Origin of the sequence: Methanobrevibacter sp., assembly GCF_015062935.1 — an archaeon.
Taxonomy (GTDB): Archaea; Methanobacteriota; Methanobacteria; order Methanobacteriales; family Methanobacteriaceae; genus Methanocatella.
Genome location: NZ_SUTM01000007.1, coordinates 18,866 through 42,134, shown reverse-complemented (window position 1 = coordinate 42,134; position 23,269 = coordinate 18,866). Strand labels below are relative to the sequence as shown.

Annotated in this window: 27 protein-coding genes; 18 read left to right on the top strand and 9 right to left on the bottom strand. The window is 31.8% G+C overall.

The window, feature by feature from the left end; translation table 11 throughout:
- Positions 1–3 precede the first annotated feature (3 nt).
- On the top strand, positions 4–1,734 hold the full coding sequence (locus E7Z81_RS04465; protein ID WP_292744753.1) for an MATE family efflux transporter: 1,731 nt from the start codon (positions 4–6) through the stop codon (positions 1,732–1,734).
- A gap of 460 nt (positions 1,735–2,194) precedes the next feature.
- Here E7Z81_RS04465 and E7Z81_RS04460 read toward each other — a convergent pair whose 3' ends face one another.
- The 3 genes from E7Z81_RS04460 to E7Z81_RS04450 are packed head-to-tail and all read right to left on the bottom strand — an operon-like array spanning position 2,195 to position 3,221.
- Complete coding sequence (locus E7Z81_RS04460; RefSeq protein WP_292744751.1) at positions 2,195–2,374, bottom strand: 4Fe-4S binding protein; 180 nt, start codon at positions 2,372–2,374, stop codon at positions 2,195–2,197.
- Positions 2,375–2,390: 16 nt separating this feature from the next.
- The gene (locus E7Z81_RS04455) at positions 2,391–2,678 is read right to left on the bottom strand and encodes a DNA-binding protein (RefSeq protein ID WP_292744749.1); all 288 of its coding nucleotides are present in this window, start codon (positions 2,676–2,678) and stop codon (positions 2,391–2,393) included.
- A gap of 18 nt (positions 2,679–2,696) precedes the next feature.
- Positions 2,697–3,221 (bottom strand): DUF134 domain-containing protein, encoded by a 525-nt coding sequence (locus E7Z81_RS04450; RefSeq protein WP_292744747.1) that lies wholly within the window; start codon positions 3,219–3,221, stop codon positions 2,697–2,699.
- A gap of 347 nt (positions 3,222–3,568) precedes the next feature.
- Between E7Z81_RS04450 and E7Z81_RS04445 the strand changes: the two genes are divergently transcribed.
- The 4 genes from E7Z81_RS04445 (at position 3,569) to E7Z81_RS04430 (ending at position 7,585) form a co-directional block, all read left to right on the top strand.
- Positions 3,569–4,504, top strand: coding sequence for a 3-hydroxyacyl-CoA dehydrogenase (locus E7Z81_RS04445; protein WP_292744745.1), 936 nt, complete (start codon positions 3,569–3,571; stop codon positions 4,502–4,504).
- 29 nt (positions 4,505–4,533) lie between these two features.
- On the top strand, positions 4,534–5,214 hold the full coding sequence (gene npdG, locus E7Z81_RS04440; RefSeq protein WP_292744743.1) for an NADPH-dependent F420 reductase: 681 nt from the start codon (positions 4,534–4,536) through the stop codon (positions 5,212–5,214).
- Positions 5,215–5,358: 144 nt separating this feature from the next.
- A complete protein-coding gene (locus E7Z81_RS04435) occupies positions 5,359–5,811 on the top strand; it encodes a MarR family winged helix-turn-helix transcriptional regulator (protein WP_292744741.1) in 453 nt (150 codons plus the stop codon).
- 802 nt (positions 5,812–6,613) lie between these two features.
- On the top strand, positions 6,614–7,585 hold the full coding sequence (locus tag E7Z81_RS04430; RefSeq protein WP_367263005.1) for a DUF1848 domain-containing protein: 972 nt from the start codon (positions 6,614–6,616) through the stop codon (positions 7,583–7,585).
- Positions 7,586–7,609: 24 nt separating this feature from the next.
- On the opposite strand, the gene E7Z81_RS04425 is transcribed toward E7Z81_RS04430, so the two are convergent.
- A complete protein-coding gene (locus E7Z81_RS04425; protein ID WP_292744899.1) occupies positions 7,610–7,876 on the bottom strand; it encodes a C-terminal helicase domain-containing protein in 267 nt (88 codons plus the stop codon).
- Between the two features lie 226 nt (positions 7,877–8,102).
- On the opposite strand from E7Z81_RS04425, the gene E7Z81_RS04420 reads away from it, so the two are divergent.
- On the top strand, positions 8,103–9,599 hold the full coding sequence (locus E7Z81_RS04420) for a transposase (protein WP_292744737.1): 1,497 nt from the start codon (positions 8,103–8,105) through the stop codon (positions 9,597–9,599).
- A gap of 79 nt (positions 9,600–9,678) precedes the next feature.
- A complete protein-coding gene (locus tag E7Z81_RS04415; protein WP_292744735.1) occupies positions 9,679–10,584 on the top strand; it encodes an AEC family transporter in 906 nt (301 codons plus the stop codon).
- Between the two features lie 353 nt (positions 10,585–10,937).
- On the opposite strand, the gene E7Z81_RS04410 is transcribed toward E7Z81_RS04415, so the two are convergent.
- The gene (locus E7Z81_RS04410; RefSeq protein WP_292744733.1) at positions 10,938–12,419 is read right to left on the bottom strand and encodes an AAA domain-containing protein; all 1,482 of its coding nucleotides are present in this window, start codon (positions 12,417–12,419) and stop codon (positions 10,938–10,940) included.
- Between the two features lie 295 nt (positions 12,420–12,714).
- On the opposite strand from E7Z81_RS04410, the gene E7Z81_RS04405 reads away from it, so the two are divergent.
- Both E7Z81_RS04405 and E7Z81_RS04400 read left to right on the top strand, forming a co-directional pair.
- Positions 12,715–14,025 (top strand): hypothetical protein, encoded by a 1,311-nt coding sequence (locus E7Z81_RS04405; protein ID WP_292744731.1) that lies wholly within the window; start codon positions 12,715–12,717, stop codon positions 14,023–14,025.
- A 64-nt stretch (positions 14,026–14,089) separates the two neighbouring features.
- Positions 14,090–15,052: a hypothetical protein gene (locus tag E7Z81_RS04400; protein ID WP_292744729.1), complete on the top strand. Its 963-nt coding sequence runs from the start codon at positions 14,090–14,092 to the stop codon at positions 15,050–15,052.
- An 837-nt stretch (positions 15,053–15,889) separates the two neighbouring features.
- On the opposite strand, the gene E7Z81_RS04395 is transcribed toward E7Z81_RS04400, so the two are convergent.
- Genes E7Z81_RS04395 through E7Z81_RS04380 form a run of 4 tightly spaced genes read right to left on the bottom strand, consistent with a single transcriptional unit; the run spans position 15,890 to position 17,824 of the window.
- Complete coding sequence (locus tag E7Z81_RS04395) at positions 15,890–16,696, bottom strand: 4Fe-4S dicluster domain-containing protein (protein ID WP_292744727.1); 807 nt, start codon at positions 16,694–16,696, stop codon at positions 15,890–15,892.
- Entirely contained in the window at positions 16,696–17,085 is a 390-nt protein-coding gene (locus E7Z81_RS04390) for a hypothetical protein (RefSeq protein WP_292744725.1), read from the bottom strand. Before E7Z81_RS04390 ends, E7Z81_RS04395 begins: the two co-directional genes overlap by 1 nt.
- A gap of 7 nt (positions 17,086–17,092) precedes the next feature.
- Positions 17,093–17,467 carry a putative zinc-binding protein gene (locus E7Z81_RS04385; protein WP_292744723.1) on the bottom strand — a complete coding sequence of 125 codons (375 nt, stop codon included), beginning with the start codon at positions 17,465–17,467 and terminating at the stop codon, positions 17,093–17,095.
- Positions 17,468–17,473: 6 nt separating this feature from the next.
- Positions 17,474–17,824: a helix-turn-helix transcriptional regulator gene (locus E7Z81_RS04380; RefSeq protein WP_292744721.1), complete on the bottom strand. Its 351-nt coding sequence runs from the start codon at positions 17,822–17,824 to the stop codon at positions 17,474–17,476.
- 332 nt (positions 17,825–18,156) lie between these two features.
- Between E7Z81_RS04380 and E7Z81_RS04375 the strand changes: the two genes are divergently transcribed.
- The 9 genes from E7Z81_RS04375 to E7Z81_RS04335 all read left to right on the top strand — a co-directional run bounded on the left by E7Z81_RS04375 (position 18,157) and on the right by E7Z81_RS04335 (position 23,210).
- Positions 18,157–19,341, top strand: coding sequence for a hypothetical protein (locus tag E7Z81_RS04375; RefSeq protein ID WP_292744719.1), 1,185 nt, complete (start codon positions 18,157–18,159; stop codon positions 19,339–19,341).
- Between the two features lies 1 nt (position 19,342).
- Positions 19,343–20,113 (top strand): hypothetical protein, encoded by a 771-nt coding sequence (locus E7Z81_RS04370; protein ID WP_292744717.1) that lies wholly within the window; start codon positions 19,343–19,345, stop codon positions 20,111–20,113.
- Between the two features lie 68 nt (positions 20,114–20,181).
- A complete protein-coding gene (locus tag E7Z81_RS04365) occupies positions 20,182–20,373 on the top strand; it encodes a hypothetical protein (protein WP_292744715.1) in 192 nt (63 codons plus the stop codon).
- A complete protein-coding gene (locus tag E7Z81_RS04360) occupies positions 20,370–20,525 on the top strand; it encodes a hypothetical protein (RefSeq protein ID WP_292744713.1) in 156 nt (51 codons plus the stop codon). The genes E7Z81_RS04365 and E7Z81_RS04360 overlap by 4 nt, the downstream gene beginning before the upstream one ends.
- A 2-nt stretch (positions 20,526–20,527) precedes the next feature.
- A complete protein-coding gene (locus E7Z81_RS04355; protein ID WP_292744711.1) occupies positions 20,528–20,779 on the top strand; it encodes a hypothetical protein in 252 nt (83 codons plus the stop codon).
- 33 nt (positions 20,780–20,812) lie between these two features.
- Positions 20,813–21,076 (top strand): hypothetical protein, encoded by a 264-nt coding sequence (locus tag E7Z81_RS04350; RefSeq protein ID WP_292744709.1) that lies wholly within the window; start codon positions 20,813–20,815, stop codon positions 21,074–21,076.
- A complete protein-coding gene (locus E7Z81_RS04345) occupies positions 21,066–21,665 on the top strand; it encodes a hypothetical protein (RefSeq protein WP_292744707.1) in 600 nt (199 codons plus the stop codon). The genes E7Z81_RS04350 and E7Z81_RS04345 overlap by 11 nt, the downstream gene beginning before the upstream one ends.
- A 4-nt stretch (positions 21,666–21,669) precedes the next feature.
- Positions 21,670–22,302 (top strand): hypothetical protein, encoded by a 633-nt coding sequence (locus E7Z81_RS04340; protein ID WP_292744705.1) that lies wholly within the window; start codon positions 21,670–21,672, stop codon positions 22,300–22,302.
- Between the two features lie 35 nt (positions 22,303–22,337).
- Positions 22,338–23,210 (top strand): hypothetical protein, encoded by an 873-nt coding sequence (locus tag E7Z81_RS04335; protein ID WP_292744703.1) that lies wholly within the window; start codon positions 22,338–22,340, stop codon positions 23,208–23,210.
- The last annotated feature ends 59 nt before the right edge of the window (positions 23,211–23,269 follow it).

Below are 23,269 nucleotides of genomic sequence, written 5' to 3'. Positions count from 1 at the left end.
TTAATGATGTATGAAAGAAATTATAAATTATTGAGGAGTAAATTCAGTGAATTTTTCCTCCCGACATTATTTACTTCAATGGCAGGAAATATCTGTTTATTTGTGGATGGTTTGATAGTGAGCTTTTTAATTGGTGCATCTAATCTTGCACCAATTCAGATTGTAGCTCCTGTGATTACTTTTGTCAATCTAATCTATTGGATGATTGGATTGGGTGGTAGTGTACTTTGTTCTGTTGCAAAGGCAGAATTTGATGATGAAAAGAGTAATTCATATTTTTCAACATCCATTATTTCACTTTTAGTAATTGGAATACTGATTTCGATATTCGGTTTGATATTTTCAGGCAGTATTGCACAGTTTTTATGTTCCTCCCAGCCCGAACTGATTCCTGAGGTAACTTCATATTTCAATTCATTAATTATTGGTATGCCGTTTTTATGTTATATGATGAGTTTATCATACTTTATAAGGTCAGATGGTATGCCGTCACTACCGTTCAGGGCAATATTGATTGCAAATATTGTTAATATATGTTTTGATGTAATTTATATTTCATATTTCCATTTAGGACTTTCAGGAGCAGCATTGGCTACTTCAACAGGTTATCTTGTTGGATCAGTTTTAATTTCATATTACTTTTTTAAAAAGGACCGTACATTGGAATTTATTAAATTAAAATTAGGCAAATTCTTCGCTTTCCTTAAAAAAATTGCAACTTCAGGATTTTCATCTTCTTCAACACAGTTATACTTAACTTTAAAATTGCTTGTAATAAACTTTTTAGTTGGAATATATGTTGGAAAATCAGGTATTGTGGCATTTGGTATCTGCTATAATAGCCTGTTCATATTATATATATTTTTAATAGGAACTGCTCAGACAATGTCTCCAATAGTGTCTGTTTACTTTAAAGAAGAAGACTATTCTGGAGTTAATTACATTATTCACAGGTCTTTAAAAATCGTTGTAATTGCAAGTTTGGCTTTATCTTTGTTATTTATTGTGTATCCTCGGGCGTTATTGTTCCTGTACAGTGTTAAAAATCCTGCAGATGTTCCTGTTGTATTGAATGCTCTGCGAATATTTGCAATAAGTTATGTGGGAACAGCCATTACATTTTTATATACTTTTTATGCTCAGGCAATTCAGAAAAATAAATTATCCACTATTATTTCCCTGCTTGAAGGTTTGGTCTTGCCTATTGGGCTTGCATGCATATTGTCCATTCCATTTGCAGGAAACGGTATTTGGATTTCATTTGCAATCGCTGAAGCATTAACAATACTGTTCATCTTTGCTTATTCAAAATATATCCATAAAAAAACAGAGGGTGAATATTCAGGATTCTTTATCAACAAGCACAATGATGATGAAAAAGTATTTGAACATACAATTAATGGTAATGTAAAAGATGCTGTGGAATTGGCACAAAATGTTCAGAATTATTTATCAGACAATAAATCTGCAGCAATAGTCAGTTTAGCTATTGAAGAGATGCTTGTAAACATCATCAACAACAATGAAACAGTTAATACAATTGACGTAATTGTTAGAAATAATGCTGACAATATTTTAATATCAATTAAGGATACTGGTGTCGATTTCAATCCAGTAGTGGAAAAAGATAATCTTGAATTTGACAATATCAGTGTTTTAAATAAAATTGCAGACAATGTTGACTATTCAAGAGTATTAGGGTTAAATAGTACTGTAATAACTATTAAAAATTAACAACTTCATTATATATCGTATAATGAAGTCATTAATCCATCATCTTATTAGCTAATGCAATATGCTAATGGTGATGAGATTAATTCCACTTTTGATATGTGGGGTCAGTGTTTATGTTTGAATTAAATGTAATTTTTTTAAAGTCTTGTTTTGGCCTAATTATATATAACTTAAAAATTAAATCATTAATTAAATAAAATTATTTTGGAGAGAGTTATATGAAAGGGCATGCGAAAGTTGTCATACTTATGTTCTCTCAATACTACTTTTTATCGAGCTCATGTTAATTAAATATTTTCATTCGTATAAAACTTATAAAAAAAGTTCCGATGCTTATCAAAATCTGTACTGAAACTCTGATAGAAAATTAATTTTTTGATGATTATAAAATTTTTTAACTTTAATTTAATGATGTATTATTTTGATAAAAAATATTTAAAAAAGAAAATGATTAGAAGTTTTATTCTATTGTGATGCATTCGTTTGGGCAAATATCCACACAGGTTTCGCAGTAACTACATTCATCAGGGTCATTGATGGTTAATTTGCCATCTTCAAGAATTAAAACTTCCATAGGACAAACGTCGGTGCAGTCTCCGCAATTGTCGCATTTATCAGTATCTATTGTAATTTCAGCCATTCTTTTAACCTCCAGTTTAGCATGCTCTATGTCCGCAGCATTTTTCCGGATCATGTGGAATGTTTGGGTCGTGGTGGTCCGGATATGGTTTTCCACAGGTCAATGGTCCTCTTCCACGGGCAGAACCGCAGCATCCTCCCATCCTTTTGTTGTGGTTTAATATTGAATCGATGTCTAAGCCTTTCACTTCACCGACATATTCTATTGTTTCGCTGTGGCATCTTGGACATATATGGTGTTCGCCGTTCAATGTTATCCAATTGAAGCCACATTCTTTACAGACATATTCTAGATTATCAGCCATCTTAAATCATCTCCCTCTTTAAATGTTGCATAATCCTCTTCCCTGTAGTGGTGAACCACATTCTGGGCATGTTTTGGTTCTGCATGGAATGCCTCTAATTTTTGGTTCTGTGTATCCGCAATTAGGGCAACTGCATGTGTCATTTGACATTCTGTTTCTATTATTTGCATTCAATTTGCGAATGTTTGTTGATTTGCAGTCCGGGCATTCCTCATATTCTTTTTCTGGATTTGACCATTGAAAACCACAATCTTCGCATAAGTATTTATTTGGATCAATCATTGTATCACCTTTTACAACAACTATTGGTCGGCCTTCAATTAGAGAAACAGCTAGTTTATGCCTTGCAGAGTTTAGAATTCTGTGGAATGTTGACTGTGAGATTCCCATAAATTCCGCAGCCTCCGTTTGTTTGATATTATGATAGTCTTTGAATCTGATTGCTTCAAACTCATCTACAGACAGCTCTATCGGTTTCAGGTTCCTGTTCAACTCATGCCTGTGGCATGTGACTACTCTCCTCATTCTTTTAGGTCTTACCATAATTTTCTCCCCAAATGTATCTTCAGGTATTATGAATATATATTCATAACTTCTATTTAAATGTTACTTTAAAATGAGAAATTTGAAAATCTCCATCCTCTCCAAAGGAGATGTTCAACTATGTAAATCCACTTTTAGTTTGTTTTTGATTTTTTTTGAATTGAAAATGATTCATATTTAACAAAAATGAATCAACAGATAATCGAAATTGGTTAAAAATTAAAACCTAAAAAACCAGCTTAGGGGAAACGGATTTAGAAAAGATTTATATGCTATACAATAGATATTAGTTTACAAGTATACTAATTTAGTTTACAGGTATACTACTTTTTAGAAGGTGAATAAAAATGAGTATAAAGAAAGTTGTTGTAGCAGGAGGAGGAGTCCTTGGAAGTCAAATTGCATTACAATCTGCATACTGTGGATTTGATGTTACTATTTGGCTTAGAAGTGAAGGATCAATTGAAAGAGCAAAACCAAAACTTGAAAGATTCAAAAATGTCTACATTGAAGACCTTGAAGCAATGAAAACCGATGAAATGGCATACTGCAGAGGTTTAATCAAAAAAGATGAAATTTCTGATGAAAAAATTGATGAATTAAAAGAACAAGTTCAAAAAGCACATGATAGCTTAATTTTAACAACAAGTTATGAAGAAGCAGCAAAAGATGCAGATTTAATCATTGAAGCAATTGCAGAAATTCCAGATGAAAAAATTGCATTTTATCAAGAATTGGCTAAATATATGCCTGAAAAAACTATTCTCGTGACAAATTCATCAACTTTACTTCCATCAATGTTTGCCGAATATACTGGAAGGCCTGAAAAATATCTTTGTTTACATTTTGCAAACTCAATTTGGAAAAACAACACAGCAGAAGTTATGGGTCATGCTGGAACTGAACAAAAATACTTTGATGAAGTCGTTAAATTTGCTGAAGACATTAACATGATTCCATTAGAAGTTAAAAAAGAGCAACCAGGTTATATATTAAACTCTTTATTAGTACCATTTTTAAATGCCGCAACTAAATTATGGGCCAATGATGTGGCAGAACCTGAAACAATCGATAAAACTTGGATGTTGGCAACTGGTGCTCCAAAAGGACCATTCCACATTATTGATATTGTTGGTTTAACAACATTATACAATATTGCTTTAATGAATCCTGAAGCTCAAGACCCTGATTCACTTCAATCAAAAATGATTGAAAAACTTAAAGAAAAAATAGACAAAGGAGAACTGGGAATAAATGCTGGAAAAGGATTTTATGAATATTAAATCCTTTTTTTAATTTTTTAGGTGATAATATGATTGTAAGTGTTATTGGAGGAACAGGTCCACAAGGACTTGGAATCGCTGAAAGATTATCTATTGCTGGTGTAGAAGTGATTGTAGGTTCAAGAAAAGAAGAAAAAGCATTGGACGTAGTTGCAAAAGCTAAAGAGGACTTAGCAGGCTATAACCTAAACATGACCGGTATGGCAAACGAAGACGCCGCAAAAGTAGGAGATGTATTGATTCTTACAGTGCCTTTAGCTGCTCAAAAGCCAACAGTTGAAGGAATCAAGGAATTCTGTACTGATAAAATAGTCATGGATGCAACCGTACCATTAGAAACAGCAATCGGTGGAAAACCATTCAGATTTGTTGATTTAATGGAAGGATCCGCTGCAGAAAGAACTGCAAAAATCCTTGAGGGAACAGGTGCAAAAGTAATCTGCGCATTCTGTAACATTTCAAACTCACACCTCGCAAACATCCCAGAAGAAATCGACTGTGACTGTTTGATAGCAGGTGACGACAAGGAAGCAAAAGAAATTGCAGCAGAAATCATCGACAAAATACCTGGAATCAAAACAATCGACACAGGTATCTTGGAAAAAGCAAGAATCATCGAAAAAATCACCCCATTATTAATTGGATTAAACATTAAATACAAATCCCATTACGGTGGTTTAAGAATTACAGGAATTCCAAAAATCAGATAAAAAAAAGTCTTTTTAATCAAAATCATACCTTTTTTAGATGGAAAAAATAAATTTGATCAATAGATGATTTTATCAACCATTTTTTCATCTTTTTTCCATCTAATTTTTTATAATAGTTTTAATAAATTATATTTTGGTGTTTCAATGAGTTCTGATAATATTGATTTATATAATCCTAATCGTTTTGGTGATTTATTATTTATTTTTCATACAAATCATAAAAAATATTTAAATGACTTATTTTCCCAATATGATTTGAATCTGGTTCAAGTTTTATGTTTATTAAGATTAAATGAGGAGAACAACTTAAATCAAAAGGATTTATCAGATGGGTTTTACTTAACTAAAGGTGCTATAACTAAAGCGGTCAAAAAATTGGAAAAGAATAATTTTATTATACGTGAGAAATCAACTTCCGATAAAAGACAGTATACTTTAACTTTAACTTCTAAAGGAAAAAACATGATTCCAATTATAGAGGAAATAAATGCTCAATGGGAAAATGAAATAGGCCTAAATGAAGTATCTGAGGAATTTAATAAAACCTTTACTAGACTAACATTTAAATCCGTCGAATTAAATAAAAATAAAAAATAACCACATTAATTACTGAAAACTTACTTCTAAAATTGTTTTCATATAAATTAAACTTCTAATACGAACAATTCATATAAAACGAAACTTATTCTCAAAACTTTGATTTGCTGATGTGTTTTTGACATTAACACCAATGATATAGAAATCAAATTTTATTCAACTTTGCTATATCATGAGCCTTTTCAAACTAATCTTCGAATCTCAAATGGGTGATGTTAATATAAAACCAACTGTTAAATGAAAAGAAAATAGCTATTAATATATATCTTGAAATTTAAAATATTAATTAACTAATAAAATTATTTGGAGAGGAAGAGTATGAAAGGGCATGCGAAAGTTGTCATACTTATGTTCTCTCTACACTACTTTTTTTAGAAATCATGATAATTAAATATTTTCATCTATACTGGGTGAAACTGGGATGGTGGAAATACAAATCCTGAACATCTACTATAATCACTGACATAACCTGAACCAACTAATGATGCAAAGGTAACTACTTGAGTATTATTGGAAAAGTTGAGGGTAAGATGCTGAAATTATTTATAAACAATTGATGACAAGCAATTATTGTTACGCCAATAGTATAGAAATTATCTACTACTTTTCTCTCACTACGAATAATAATTTTATTTTCTTCAGTAATTAAAGTTTTGGAAATTCGTTCAAATCGCATAATTTTAACATATATTCAGATATAAAATAAAAACATTAGTGAATGTATAGAAATAAAAATGTTGTCTTGAACAGTTATTATTTAACAGAGTTGGCTGTATGATGCTGGTCAAAACACAAATAAGAAATGTTAATGTCACCAGATATAGTAAGTGATAACATGATAATAAATGTCGGCGGAAGAACAGATATAGTGAACTACTACACTCCATGGCTACTGAACAGGCTGAGTGAAGGATATGCATATTCAAGAAATCCATTTGCAAGAGAGAATGTTTACAAGTTAAGCTTAAAGCCTGAAGATGTGGATTGTCTTCTGTTCTGCTCCAAGAACTACCAACCTATACTGGAACATATAGGTAGTATTGATGAAAAGTACAATATATTGTGCAACTACACGATTACTGCATACGGCAAGGACATAGAACCGAAAGTTCCAACAATAAATCAATCTATTAAAACGTTAAAACGATTATCTGATATTGTTGGTAGCAATAAGATTCTCTGGAGATATGACCCAATACTTCTGACTGAAAAATACACTATTGAAAAACATCTGGAAACATTCGAGGATATAGTCGAAAAGATCTCACCATTAGTTTACAGATGCATATTCAGCTTTGTTGATATGTACAAAAAAGTTGAAGAGAACATGCCTGAGATAATTCCACTTACTGAGGAAGATAAAGTGAAGCTATTGAAAGGGATTGGTGAGATATCAGAGAGATATAATCTTTACACTCAATCATGTGCAACAAATGAAAGCTATGAAAAATATGGTATTCATGCAGCAGGTTGCACAACTCGGGAAATTTTAGAACAGGCACACAATGTAGTTTATAAAAATGTAAAAGGAACAGGAATTAGAGAAAACTGTCACTGTATTCCATCAAGAGATATAGGAGCATATAATTCCTGTTTAAGTGAATGCAAATATTGCTACGCTAATCGGAAACCTGAAATTCCCAAAAATGTTATAAAATTGCATGATGAGAAATCACCATTGTTGCTTGGACATCTTAAGGAAGATGATAAGCTAATTGATACAGAAGTAATAAGATATATTGAACCAAAACAAACAACTTTATTTGATTTTTAGTTTTGTCTGTATTTAAATAAATGTTTAAATTAATTCACAAAATTCTATGAATTCTTTATAATCATTATTGCTTTGTAATGTTTCTTTATTACCAATAACAATCAATTTTTTCTTTGCACGTGTTAATGAAACATTTAATCTTCGTATATCATCTAAAAACCCTATATTTTTTTCTTCATTGCTTCTTACTAAAGATATTATTATAATATCTTTTTCACCACCTTGGAATCCATCTACTGATTTAACAGATATATTTTTTGTTTTTTCTTCAGGGTGTCCGCCAAAATTGATTTTTAATTTTTTGTCGAAAAAATTTTTGGCTTAATTTTCATTATTTTCCATATTTTTAAACTAATTTTTATTTATTTTATTTAATTTAAGTTTATTATTTTTTAAATTGTTATTTGGTTTTATTTTATTTTTATTTTTTGTTTTTAATGATTTTAAGATAGTTAAGTTTATATACTTTGTTGTACATATTTTATATTAGGTATAAGTTGTTTTGGTGTTGTTATTTATGGTTAAAAGAAAATTTGATAGGAATCAGACAAAATTGGGTATTAAGACTCTTGATTGGAACGTTCCAGAGAATCATATTTCTCATTTTGTTGTGGAATTTGTTGAAGAAGTTTTTCCACTTTTAAATATTAAAGAACCGAAGAAAAAGAAAGGAAGAGACTCTCTTCCAGTAGATTCAATGTTAAAATTGCTAATTTATGCTAAAATCCAACATATTGATAGAACATCAATAATTGCAGACATGGCAAGATACCATGACATATTTAAATACGTTTGTGATGATATCAGACCTTCTGAGAGATCAATTCAAAGATATCGAAGAGAATACGGCCAGTATTTCGAAGTATTATTGCAAATGACCTTAAAAAAGGCCTTTGATGAAGGATTCACAGAATTTAATCACGTTGCCATTGATGGAACCATCAAAAAAGCATACAATTCCAACAACAACACAATCACCAAAAAAGAAACACAAATATTAGTCGATTACTATGAAGGACGACCAATCGACCCTCAATGCCTTGAAAAACTCCATAAACCAGCCCAAAGATTATTGGAAAAGAAAGACATGAATGATGAAGATAAATTAGAACTATTATATGGAATAGAAACACAGTTCACATTCACAGGACAAGACAGAATACCAGTAAACGATATTGAAGCAAGATTTATGAAAGGAAAGAAAGGAAACTTCATGGTTGCCTATAATATCCAATCTGCAGTCGATTACGACACTAAATTAATCTGTGCAATAAACGTCACACAAAACCCTACTGACCATTATGAACTCCCACCAATCGCAGAAAGAGCAATAAGAAACATACAAACAACACCAAAATACATAAGCGCCGATACAATATACTTAAATCAAATAAGCTTATCATACTTAGCAGATAAGAAAATTAACGGATTGATACCAACAAGAAAACAATCCAAAGAAAAAATCGGAAAATTAAACGAAAATCCATATCACAAAGACCATTTCGACTACGATTACGAATTAGATGCATTTAAATGTCCAGAAGGAAACTATTTGCACTTTTTTGCAAAATATATCGAACCACACAAAGACCCAGAAAAACCAGACAAAATAAAAAGACTCTACAACAATTACGAAGCATGCAAACACTGCCCTGCACGAAACAAATGCTGTTCAGACTCACAAACACACAGAACCATCACAGAATACGGATCAGAAATGCAAAAAGCAATGAACCAAAAAATGGAAAAACAAGAATATAAAGACGAATACGCCAAAAGATCAAGCGTTGAAGGACCATTTGGAATATTAAAAGAACAATTCCAAATAGAAAAAGAAGTAGTCATCGGAATGGTAAAAACAGAAGAAAGAATATGCTTAGATGCACTTGCATATAATTTAATACGACTACATAACATAAAACAAGAAATAGAAAACACAACAGAAGACCTAGAAGATTTCTGCGAAAGCACATCCATAAAAAACCAATTAAAACTCGATGTAACAATATTTTAAAAAAAATCAACAAGTCAGCCAAAATTCAATTTTGGCGGAACCCAAACTTTTTTATACTTTTTTTATCTAATATTATTTTATGAATGAAATTGCAGTTACTATTTTATCAATCATTATAATGATTGGGTTGGGATATTTCCTTAAAAGGATTGATTTTTTAAGTGAAAAGGACATAGACCCATTCAATAAGATAGTGATGTATATTTTACTTCCCTGCATGATTTTTCATGCTTTGTACTCTGCTGATTTATCATTAATCTCTAAACTGGGAATATTGCCTCTAGTTATTTTGGCTTCTTCAGTTGTTACGGGTATAGTTTCATTTTTTATTTTAAAACAGTTGAAATTAGATGATATTACACTGTGGAGTGTATTGGTAACTGTAATGATTGCGAATACTGCATTTATGGGTTATCCCGTTACTTTAGGTATTTTTGGCCAGGAAGGTTTTTTAAGAGCCATATTCTGTGATATTGCCACATTATGCATTTTTCTAATCTTGTCTTTTGTGCTGATTTTAAAGTTTGGCGGTACAGTCAAGACTGCAGTAAAAAAGATTACATTTTTCCCGCCGTTGTGGGCTGTGATTTTAGGGCTTGTATTTAATTTTATCAACATTCCTATAGGGCCTGTCATTGACAATACTGTTAATTATCTAGGTCAGGGGGCTATTCCTTTAATCATGATTGCCTTGGGTTTGTCTATTGATTTTTCAGCTATCAAAAGAAGCAAATCCATGATTGTTTTTACTTCAATCATGAAACTGATGTTTTTCCCTATTGTTGCCTTTGTTGTTGCAACACAGCTTGGGCTGGTTGACCTTCAGTTTAAAATTTCCATTGTTGAGGCCGCAATGCCCGCAGGGATGATGTCATTGTTACTTGCAATTACATATAAACTTGATTATGAGTTGACCTCGGACTGCATATTGATCAACACTGTAATCTCTTTGATTACACTGCCGGCAGTAATCATGTTAATTTAGAAAAAAAGTATAAATTTAAATTAACCTAAATTTATCATTTAATCAAAAAAGGAAAATTATCCTTTATTTGACTTAATACTTTAAATTTCACGTTAATTTTAAATTTAAAGCTAATTTTAAAGAGATTTTCTCTCATAGTATATAAAGTTTACTCCAAGCTTTTTATGGATAGCTTTATATATGTGTATTAACTACATTAGTATATCTAATACTATGTAAAAATTTTTACAAACTAATTTTAAATTGCAATTTTTTATATATATTAGATATTTTTCACGACTTGTACAAGGTGAATTAAATATGGCAGAAGAAAAAATAGATAATGAAGAATTAAGGATAGGTGTTTACGTCTGTCACTGTTCAATTAATCGAACTTGTTTTGAATAAGGTGAAATTACTCCAATATCTTGCGGATTGATTTTTTTATCCAAATACATATTAATAATTTCTAAAACTATTTCGCTTTCTAAATTATTTTTATATGAGTGTGAATCTAATGAGAATTCTTTGTTATTTTCATATTTTGATGTATCAATAAATATTAATGGACTACTAGAATCATATTTTTCAAGAACAGTAGTCATATAATTATCTTTTGACAGTTCACTACATTTTAATTTATTTCCATAAAATTTTTTATTTGGAAATGTCATGAGAATTTCATTCATTCTATATTGTATTAATAATTCTTGTGATTGTTGAGGATATTTTTCTATAAGTTCTTCAAATAATGATTTACTAAGATATTTTGTATTGTTACTTGATACAACTGGTGGTAATTGTTTGTGGTCGCCTATTAAAATAAATTTTTCCGCTTTATTAATTGGTATTAATGTACTGGGTATTGTAGCTTGTGATGCTTCATCAATGATTGCAATATGGAACTGAATATCAGATAAAATTATACTTCCTGCTGATGAGTTTGTAGTTAAAATTACTTGGCTATTTTCCAATATTTCTTTTTCAATTTGTTGTCTTTCCTCGTTAGTAATTGATTTACCGGTTATCTGATTGTTTATTTTATAATCTAAAGTATATTGCTGGAGATAATTAGGTATTTTATTTGAAGTTCCTACTCTTGTAAAATTTATATTGGTATGTCTTAATTTTTTAAGGATATTGTCAATTGCAGTATTGCTTTCGCTACAAACTAACAATTTATGATTTAAATTTGTTTCTTGAAGAATCAGCTCAATAATTGTTGTTGTTTTTCCTGTACCAAATGGGCCATGTATTAAGAAAAAATCATTACAATTTACTGCACGTTTAACAGCTTTCTTTTGATAGGGATCTAATGATTTATTTATAAAATTAATTTTTTTATCTTCATTATCTGCTGTTATTGTTATTTTTTTTGATTTAAATTTTAATGCTTTTTCACCGTTTTTAGTCAAGTTTAATAAATTATTTTCCCATCGGTTAAATGTAACATCATTAAGTATTAAATCAATTTTAGCAGTTTTATTTTTACTAAATTTACGAATTTTTTCTTCAAGTGATACACTAATCGAATGAGAGGTAATTTCTCTAACCCAACAGTTAATCTCTTTATCATTAACGGATAATAAACAGTAAGCTCCTTTTTTTATTTCTGTTTTTATTTTTTCTTTTCTTGAAAACTTGAGATAATATTTTTTATGAATATCGCATTTTAAATTATTGATTGTTTTTCCTTCTTTTTCTCGTTCTTCTGCATCCATTTGATTTCTTTCAGAATACATATCCACTACTATTTGATATTTTTCCAGTTTAATTAATTCTAAAAGATTTTTTATTTCTGTTTCAACAAATTCATTTCTAGGATTATTTTCTTCTAACTCGTAATAATTGTACATTGTGTACTCCTTGTGCTGTTTATTTTACATATTTGGTAAATCAAGAATTATGCTTTCTTAATTTTGATATTTCTATGATTTCTATTATTGTTAGATTTTTTATATTTTAATTTTTTTAGGTATGGTTGATTTTTTAATCTCTTTTTAATCTCTACTTATGCATATGATTATACTTGTATATATACTGTTTGTACTAATGCGAACATTTGTAAAATAAGTCAATTCCAAGGACACATTAATTTTATTACTTATTTTATATAAAAAATATAATAAATAATATAATAAAAAATATGAAATGATTATTATGGGAATTGCTGATTATATTAAAACTAGATTATTGAATAATAGGGTAGAACAGTATAACACTAAGCGTAGCTATTGGGGTGAGGATGAAAGGCAGCCTAGAACTGATGGAATCAACACTGGCCTTGATTTGCCGGATGCACTTCCACCTGTAATTAATAAGACAATAGCTAATGCACGTTATGCTGTTAAACTTGACGGTTATACTTCAGGAATATTGAAAAATAGAATTGATAAAGCTAATGTTAATATTGTGCTTATTGATAAGGAAAATAAGTTATCTCAAGAGCAGAAATTAACTTTGATTTTATGGGCCAGGAAAATTGACATCAGCCAAGTAGCTAAAAATATCTTGCAGGGTGGAATGGTTGATGGGGAAGGACTTATTAAACCTGTGCAACGTTGGGATAAATCCATAGGCAAGTATATTAAACCTATATTTTTGGAAATTGGGGCTAATGGATATGGATTGAAAAAAGAGTTTAATGACGATAATGAAGTGCAGCTATTCCTGCATGAAATGCCTAAAGATATTGTTAATGGATCTCCTGAGGAGTTTAATAATTATGTTAGTGTTGAAGAGGGAACATTAACTGTTAAGTATGAACCTGAAGAGGTCATTAACTTCATGTACAATGAAATTTATTGCGAAGCTCAAAGCATTATCCTTAATTGCCTTGATGATATATACCACAAGTGCAATCTTGAAAGAAATCAGGTGGAGAGAATTAATAAGGATAATATTATTGAAGTAAAACCTTCTTTAGATTCTAACGGCCAACCTATAGTTACAGAACTTTCAGCTACTGCAAAAGAAAATCTTTATGCAGATTACGGAACCACTGCAGACAGTAATGTAGCTATTGTGCCTCCAGGTATTGAATCTAAAATACTTGGTGGAAACAACTACCAGTCAGATTATACCAGACAGACTGAAATCTTTAGAAATAATATTTTAAGGACTTTCGTTACTCCTCAGTCTCAGGCAGGTAATGAAAAATCAAATCAGAATGTTGCAGAATACATTAACGATTCAGCTATTACGGGATTTATTGTTAATGTAGCTAATGACCAGAAATGGGTGTTAAAGTACTGTAATGAATTATTAAATAGGCAATTGGAGTTAATGGGCATTAGTGAAACTTTAGATATTTATTTTAGCTATTCAAGAGATGATGTGTTAAGATACATTATGGAACTTTCCGCTGAAGGTGATGAAATCTATAAAAATTATCTCAGTAACTTTGAAGAGGAACAGCCTGTGGGTGAAAGAATTGTCACTGAAAACGGAGTTGAAATATAATAAAGATTTATATAAAATAAGTAATAAAATATATAATAATTAATATAATAAAATGTGATAAATTATGAGGCATGAACTTTTTGAAGTTGGATCATATGACTATTCGGACTTGGATGAAAGGTTAACTAAACCCGTTGAGTGGACTGAAGATGATCTAAAACTAATAGCTGAAAACTATCGTGGAGGAATTCCTTTAACTTCAGAACATGACAATATCTATGTTGGAATCGGAAATAATATTGAATACGAAAAAGGAAAGCTATTCCTTGAAATTCCAGATGAACTGGATATGGAAGGAAAAGGACTATCTCCAAAAGTTGATGTCTTATTGAAAGATAATGGAGATTCATTTGGAATTGATACTATGAGTTTAATTGACGTAGGAGTTACTAAGCATCCAAGAAAAATTAGATTATTGAATTCAGACATTGCTGGAGAAACAGGCCAAACTGGAAATCCAAATCCAGAACCTGCACCACAACCTCAACCTGCACCTGCAAAAGATACTAATGTAGCTACTTCTTTATTATTGGAAAAATTGCAAGGTAAAGATGCTGAGATTGGAAAGCTTCAGGATGAAATTAATAATCTAAAAGAAGAATCTAAAAAATATGATGAGATTAAAAAAGCTATTGAAGAGAATAAGGAATTCATTGACAGTAAAGATGATATCTTAAATGAATTGTCTGAACTTAGAAAAGCGGAAAATGAAAGGAAAATAAAAGAGTACGAAGCTAAATATAATTTTAACTATAATGAAAATGCACAGGATAAAGAAGTTATTGATAAGCTATTATCTGGTGACGTTGATATGGAGCTAATGGAAAAACTGGCTGAGAGAAGAATTAAAATTGAAGCAGCTAATGACGGTTCCACACCAGGGGGTAGAAATCCGGGAAACTCTGGTGAAAGTGGAGAAACTGGATCTACTGGTAGTGATACTGATGAGAATAAACCTTCTTTCACTACTCGTGAGGAATATAATAAAATTTTAAAGGATATGGGATTCAATAGAACTAGAATATAGCTATGATGGTGTTTTGTTGCTTTTTACACCGGAGCTATAAATCTTCATTGAACGCTCGTTATTGAATTAGATATGAGGAAGTGTTTGTGGTGTTTCACTTCCTTTAATATCTTGAATTGAAACCCTTAATGCCTAATTAATGGGGGACAAGCCCCCATTTAATTACTCAAGAATGCCAATGCAATTATAATCAAGTTTATCAAAACTTAACCCCCGAACCGACCGATAAATGGTCGGTTCTTAAATTTGACAAAATCATTAATTTCAAATCCATAAACTCGGAATAGGGGGACAAGCCCCTATTCCTCGAACTTTGATAAAGCTATTTTTGTTAGGTCTATAGTATTGGCCTTTCGCTTACGCTCAAGGCATCCAGTCCGACCTAAAGGTCGGACTGCATATAATGATGCCGCTGGTTAAATAAAATTAGTTTTCTTCATTGATGACTTACGGAACCGACCGGCAAGGGTCGGTTACTTATTATAGTATATGTTCGCCAATTCTATTCACCCAGGTCTCCCACAGATGCCTCCCTTCGGTCGGCATCGGGTCGGCCTGGGCGAATTGGCTCGCTTATAACATGGGTATGGCAAGGTGGATTAATCCAACAATATTTTTATTTATTATTCCAGACTATTCTTAACATAATTTACCTACAAATAATTGATGTTACGCTTAATTAAATTGAATGAATTGTAACTATTTTTATTTGATAAACTGGGTGTTACATTAACATCAAAGTTAACAAAAAATCATTCAGACTATAACTATGCAGATACATCAACTACTTTTAAAAAACAAGTTTCAAATAAGAAATGGTGATAGTTAATGTTATAATCAAGACAGTTTGGCTTCTAGTTTTTTGTATTTTTTAAAAACATGTTCATAACCTTTTTTATAGAATGGGCATGCTTTAATGCATTCAACACAACCTTTAGTGCAGCCAATGCATAAATCTGCAATAAACTCCACATTTTTATTTTTTCTGTTTAGGATAAGTGCTTCTTGTGGGCATGCTTTAACGCAGGAATTACAGTAGTTGCAGTATCTTGAAATCCATTCATGTTTATTACAATTTAATAAAGGCAGGTTTTCAATGTTCACCAATATTGCAGCTATCTTTTGATTAGGTCCTTTTTTCGGACTTATTAATAATCCACTTTTTCCAATTGCACCCATTCCTGCTTTTTGAGCCAAATGAGAGAAATCAATTGTTTCCTCTCTTGGATGAGCAACCATTGTTTCAAAACCATGGGATCTTAAGTAATCTGAAATTTCATAAGTGATGTTTCCAAAACTTTCATATAATTCATTATTGAACGCTTGTGCCTTATCTCCAGCTCCTTCATCATGAATACTTTTGCTGATTTCATATGAAATCACAATTGCTGAATTAAAGTCAAAATTCAAGCCGTGTAAAAAATAATCATTAATTCCATTCACATAGGCCACTTCGATAATTCCCAATTCCTGAAGATATTTTTCAAACTCATTAAGTAAATCATTTGAAATTGTTGATTGAGGATTAGAAGGATTATCTAATTTATGGGTGTCTGGAAATGAAATATCTCCACAGCAGGAGTTATTACCTGATTTTACTAATACATCCTGCACTAATCCGTCAAAATTCCAATTGTCACTCATCAGCAACACCCACATGAACAACTTGAGTTAAGTTCATAACCAAATTTTTTTAGGAAAATATTGAATTTGTAATATCTTAATTCATTTTCATTTACAAAAGATAATATTCTAATTTCATCCTTTTTGGTTAAATTTTTCAAAGTATTAAATGACCAATTTTCGTTAAGTTTGTCGGCAGATTCTTCTGAGAATTGTAGTGCGATTTGGGCAAAAGGAAAATCAAATTCATCTGCATGTCCGCTATGGATTAACATTTTGTCTTCTGATTTTTCAAGGATTATCATTTTATCTGTATCTGGAAGCAGCAGCGCTATTTTTGCTTTATCTTTTAATGCGGAGAATTCGTAATAATTATCATTTACAAATGATTTCCATATTTCTAAATCCATTTTAATCCTACTCCATTCTTTTGTTAATTTCCTTTTTAATGATTTCAACACATTTTTCTCCCTCATCATCTAGTCTGAAAGGATCTTTGCTTGAAATGTTATGTGGTTCTAGGATTTCTCCTACTTCTATTGTTTGTTTTACGGTTATTCCTTTGTTTTTTAGAATTTTATTTACACAATTATTTGAACATCCATTTATTGCTATTATTGGGTATTTTTTTAGCATTGGATTATTTTTACCTTCTATATCTGCAGAAGTTGAACCCATACAGATTGATATGATATTTTCGTTTTCTTTTTTACAATCTCCTACTGCAACACGTGATACTAGTCCATTGGGGCTCATGCCGTTGCATGAGGCTAATGCTATTTTTTCAGTCATACTTCATCATTCCACTATATTGAATAAGTTTTCCAAGATTTCAATAATATTTTCATCAGCTAACCGGTAATAAATCCATTTTCCTTCTTTTCTTGTTAAAAGAATATTTTCTTTCTTCATCATGTTTAGATGATGTGAAATTGTGGATTGGGATTTGTCCATGGCTTCCAATATTTCACAGACACATAATTCACCGTTTTTTAATAAATATATCATTTTTAATCTTGTCGGGTCAGCTAAAGATTTCAATAATGTTGCATTGTTTTCTAGTTTTTTAGGGGAGGGAGTATTTTTTAGTAATTCTTCAACTGAACATTCTCTGCAACAGTCCTCCTTGTTTTCAGATACCATATACATAATTATAATTTCGACATATTTAAGAATATCGATATGATATTTGTAATTCCTAATTTATATATCCATATATTTAAATCTATCGATATGTTTTTTTCATGATAGGTTATGTAAAATTTTTAATATTTAACGTTACATTAAAACAATAGCTATTTATTTTAGCTTTAATCAGGGGGATTTAATTTCATATTAATGGCCTGATTGTTAGTGTTGTTTTTTCAATACCTAATGTATATTTCAGTGCAAGACGGGCACTTTTGAAATCAGAAACATTAATGTTAATATTACTATATTTATTATATAATTTATATAAAAAGGATAATAAAATATTATTTATGACATTGATAAAAGAATTGCAAATTAACATTGTAATGAGTAATTACAATCAGAGAAGCAGTAGCTATTCATCCAACTATGATTATTTGTTCTTGGATAATTTGGAGGATAGTTCTTTTGCTAATTTATTCAGAAGCGATTTAAAAAATCTTAAAATCAAAACATTAGATGGAACAGCATGTCCAGTAATGTACATTCCAGCTTATGGATCTCAACGTGCAGCAATACTTGTCAGAATTCCTGTTGGAAAAATTTCTGAAACTACAAAGTTGATCCTTGAAGTTCATGACACAACCTTCGCCAGCACATTAACATCAGGTAATGGTCTGTTAATGTTTGATGCAAATTCTGATGCATACTCACAATTTTTCATGAACTACTCCGGTTTAAGTATCAACAATGACTCAACAGATAATGGAAAATTTCTAAGAGCAAGATTCGTTCCAAGCTTTGATACTGGCATTCCAAGCAGTTTATTTACAACATTTGCTTCTGGTCAGGATTTAACAAATAATCGTGTTATTGCAGTTAGATTTAAACATATAAGTGGTAATGTTGCCGTTAATGATAATGGAACATTTCTTGGTTCAACCATTGGAAGTTACATGATGCAGTCAGATTTCAATCTCTTGTATTCTGAAGATATTAAAGAAACCATGTTTTATTGGAGCAGTACTGTTAAGCCTTATTGTATGTTTGAAGGAGCAAAGACATTAGTTATGTCCAGTTCCTTTGATACATATTCCTCAGGAAGTGATGATGAGGGAGATTGGAGACAATACCATATTCATGGCCGTGTAGGTACAGGAACATCAAGTTCTTCTGATTATCTTGAAGGATTCAGCAGAAACAATCCAAGTAAATTCTATGATAATAATTATGCTGAAATTGAAATATCCCCAACAGGATATGCAACAACAGATTTTGAAGAATTTAACTATTTTGACTTGAAATGGATATTGATATTTCCATCCCCATTATTTGCAGCTAATGGGATTCCAGAAATAACTGTAACAGAAAAACAATCAAAACATGGAATTAGATTATTCAAAGGTGAACATGAATATCCTAAAGCATATAAAGGCAGTAAGCTATTGTGGGATGCTAATGATGAGTCAATGGATAATACTGGCCTATACTTGCCAGATAAAATAATCAATAAAGATTGGGACTGGGTGTTTTAGAATGATTGAAGAATATAAGGAAACAATTGGCCATGGTCGAGGATATCCTACAGGACTTGGCCATGAAGAAAAGATGGACGTTATTGCTTGTCTTTTAGATGAGGGCGAAAAGACTTATGTTAATGAAGAACATACTGCATGGATTTCAGCTAATCAATGTAGAGTCGGTGAAATGGTAACGTTAGCGGAAGAATCAACAATGGAACACACAATAGTTAAAAAAGCAAAGGAAGGTGATTTAGCTTTTGGCTATCTGTTAGGTAAGGTTCAGGTTAGGTCTTCAGGACATACTCTTGTTACTGTTGCTGTGCTTGGAGATGTTTTCAGATTAAAACTGAAAAGGCCGACTCCTGCAGATATATTGCCGAACACAAGAATCTATATCGACAAGGATGGTGAATGCAATCCAACACACGGCCATGATTTAAGACTGCTTTCCATTGTCAACCTAACGGAAAATCAAGAAACAGAATACATTAGAGTCTACAGGCAAATGTCAGAAATCGAAATGTATCCTGAATCCCAGAACTGTCTTGATCTTGCTGACTGTTCATTTGAGCAGGATGAAATAACTCATGTAGTAAACATGATCGTACCAACGGGGTCCAACATTATGGCTCAAGCTAATTATGTCAAAGATAATGATGGTGTTACTTATTGTGAGCTTCCAGATGTAGCTATTGTCAATAATGTCAGATTTATCTGGGAAGACAACAAACTCTACATGGAATGGGACGGTTGTAGTGAAGATGAAAAAGTATATTTTATATAAAAGAAATAATAAACTATATAATAAATTATATAATAAAAAACATAATAAATTTATAGTGGGGATTTAACATGACTATAAGGAAACTTGTTGGAACATTGGAAAACAAAGGACCATACATAGACCAGGCAACAGGCCACTGGTTCTACTGGAACGGCACCAAATATGTTGATTCAGGTTATCCTTATGCAGTTAAACCTATTATAGAATTTAAAATCGAAGATGGAAAATTATACTACTCTATTACATGGGAGGCACAATGAAATACATCAAATACTTTGAAACCTTTGAAGAATATGAATCCTGGATTAATGTCGAGGAAAATGCTGAAGAAGCATACAGAACTGAAGAAAAGATTTGCGTTGATGGTATAATTCTCTCTCATACAAACAAACCCTATGAAGAGGTGGCTTGAAAATGATTTATGAATGGTTAGAAAGGAATAGAAAAGATATTGACATTTTAACTTCATTTTTAGTTACTGTTATTCCAATCATCATGTTATATTCAGAAGCGCTAGGAATTACAGAAAATACAATTCCCTACTGCATTCTTATGATTATACTTGGTATAGCTAGTCATTATGCAAGTAGAATAAGAGGCGAAGGAGATGTTGAATACGCTAAAAAGAAAGCTAAAAGAGTATTGGGATATCCATCAAAAGAATAGAATATTCTGGAGAATTATTTTAAGTTGATTGATATGAACGCATTAAAGAAAAAAATATTCATTTGCAACTTTGCCAAAACAATTTCAAGTGCTGTTTTAACAGCAGTAGCTATCAACATCATCATGGAAAACGCAACAAAGTATGCTTTAATCGAAGGACTAATTCCATTTGCATTAGCCATCATCATTGTTGCACTAGTTGACATCTATCAGTATAGATGTGAGAAAAAAGATTTGGATAATACTTGTGACTTGGAAAAAAGAATTCAGGAATTGGAGAGAAAATATGGCGAATAAGATATTGATTGCAGTTCCAACTTTTGAAAACATCAAACCGGAATGTTTCAAAAGCATATATGGATTGAAAAGGCCAGAAGGTTATGAATTGTACTTTGATTATGTTTCAGGATATGACTGTGCCAAGGCAAGAAATCAAATAGCTAAAAACGCAATGGCTGGAAACTATGATTACGTATTAATGGTTGATTCAGACATTCAGCTCCCACGTGATGCATTAATAAAGCTATTGGAATGTGAATCAGATATTGCTCTTGGATGGTACTACAGAAAAAGAACCAAAACCGATCAGACAATAATTTTCACTTTCGGAAAGAACTTTGATGATCATAACTGCATTACTGGCCAAACCATGATTCATGAAGTTCCACATTCAATTGATGTCAAAGGTGGGGGATTAGGAATTGCATTAATCAATGTTAATGTATTCTCCAAACTTGAATATCCGTACTTTAAATTCGTAACTTATGAAGATGACTCAGTATTGTCAGAAGATTTATATTTCTGCAATTTAGCTAGTGAAAACGGTTGTAATATAAAGTGCAATCCTTCCGTTAAAGGAAATCATATATTTGACATATTAATGTGATAAAATGACAGATACAATTGTTTTATTGGAAGAAAGAAAGGAGATTACTACCTTCTTATTGGATGATGGAGTTAAAACATTAGTCGATAATGTAATAACTGTATCTGGTAGTAGTCTTGGATATGAGTATTCCAATAAGTGTGTAGTTGATGATATACTTTGTATTTCAGACAAATCAGCAATAGGAAAAGAATCATTGAGAAAATACACTGGAGACGCCACAGAAGTTCCTGTTGGGGTCCTTGTCAATGAACCAGTTGTAATGACAAATGGTGAGAGAAAAGGAAGTGTACTTCTTTTAGGTGGACTCTACAGATTAAAACTGGCTTCAGGTATTGTTAATATCAAAGCGGGTGACAGAATCAAATTATCACCAAATGGGGCTATTGTTAATAATGCCGGTGAATTTCTAGCATTTCATCCTGTTGCAAATTCTGATGAATGCAACTATATCAATTGTTTCCAAGTAAGTCTTGGAGGTAAAGGAGAGAAAGGAGACACTGGAGATACAGGGGCTGCAACTGTTATCTTAGGGTCTTATGATACTTTCGAAGAACTGATAGCAGCACATCCAACAGCCAATGAAGGCGATGCATTCTTAGTGAATGGGGAGCTATTCGTTTGGCATAACGATTAAACTAAATTCAAACTAAATAAATAGAGGTGAAATAAATGTCATGGACAAGTGTTGGTACAATTAAAGGACCAAAAGGAGATACTGGTGAAAAAGGTGACAAAGGAGATACCGGAGATGCATTTACTTTTGATGACTTCACTCCAGAACAATTAGAAGGCTTAACTGGTGCTAAAGGTGATAAAGGAGATAAAGGTGACACAGGAGACGTAGGTGCTACAGGTGCTACCGGAGAAACCGGTGCCAAAGGTGATACCGGAGCAACTGGTGAAACTGGTGCTAAAGGAGATACTGGAGACACAGGAGCTACTGGTGCTACTGGTGAAACTGGTGCCAAAGGAGACACTGGTGATCCATTCACAATTTTCAGAACATATGAGACTGTTGAAGCAATGAATGCTGATGCAGCTAATGTTCCTGAAGGATCATTCGTTGCTATTCAATCTTCAGTTGATGAAGAAGCAAACGCACAATTATATTTAAAAGGAGCAAACAGCTTTACCTTCATTATGGATATGTCTGGTGCAACAGGTCTTAAAGGAGACACAGGAGCTACTGGTGATACCGGAGCAACTGGCCCTCAAGGTGCAACTGGGGATAAAGGTGAAACTGGAGACCAAGGCCCACAAGGATTAACTGGTGAGAAAGGTGATACTGGAGCTACTGGTGAAACTGGTGCTAAAGGAGATACCGGAAACACTGGAGATAAAGGTGACACCGGTGAGAAAGGTGATACTGGAGATAAAGGGGATACTGGTGAAAAAGGTGACACTGGTGAAACCGGACCTCAAGGATACAGTACAATTATCAAAGGAAGTTATGCAAGTTATGCTGATTTAATTGCAGCTCATCCTACTGGCACAACCGGTGATGCATATCTTGTTGATGGAGAATTATACGTCTATCAATAAAACTAATTCCATTAAATCCCTAAAAGGAAGTACTGAGCTATACGGTACTTCCTTTTTTT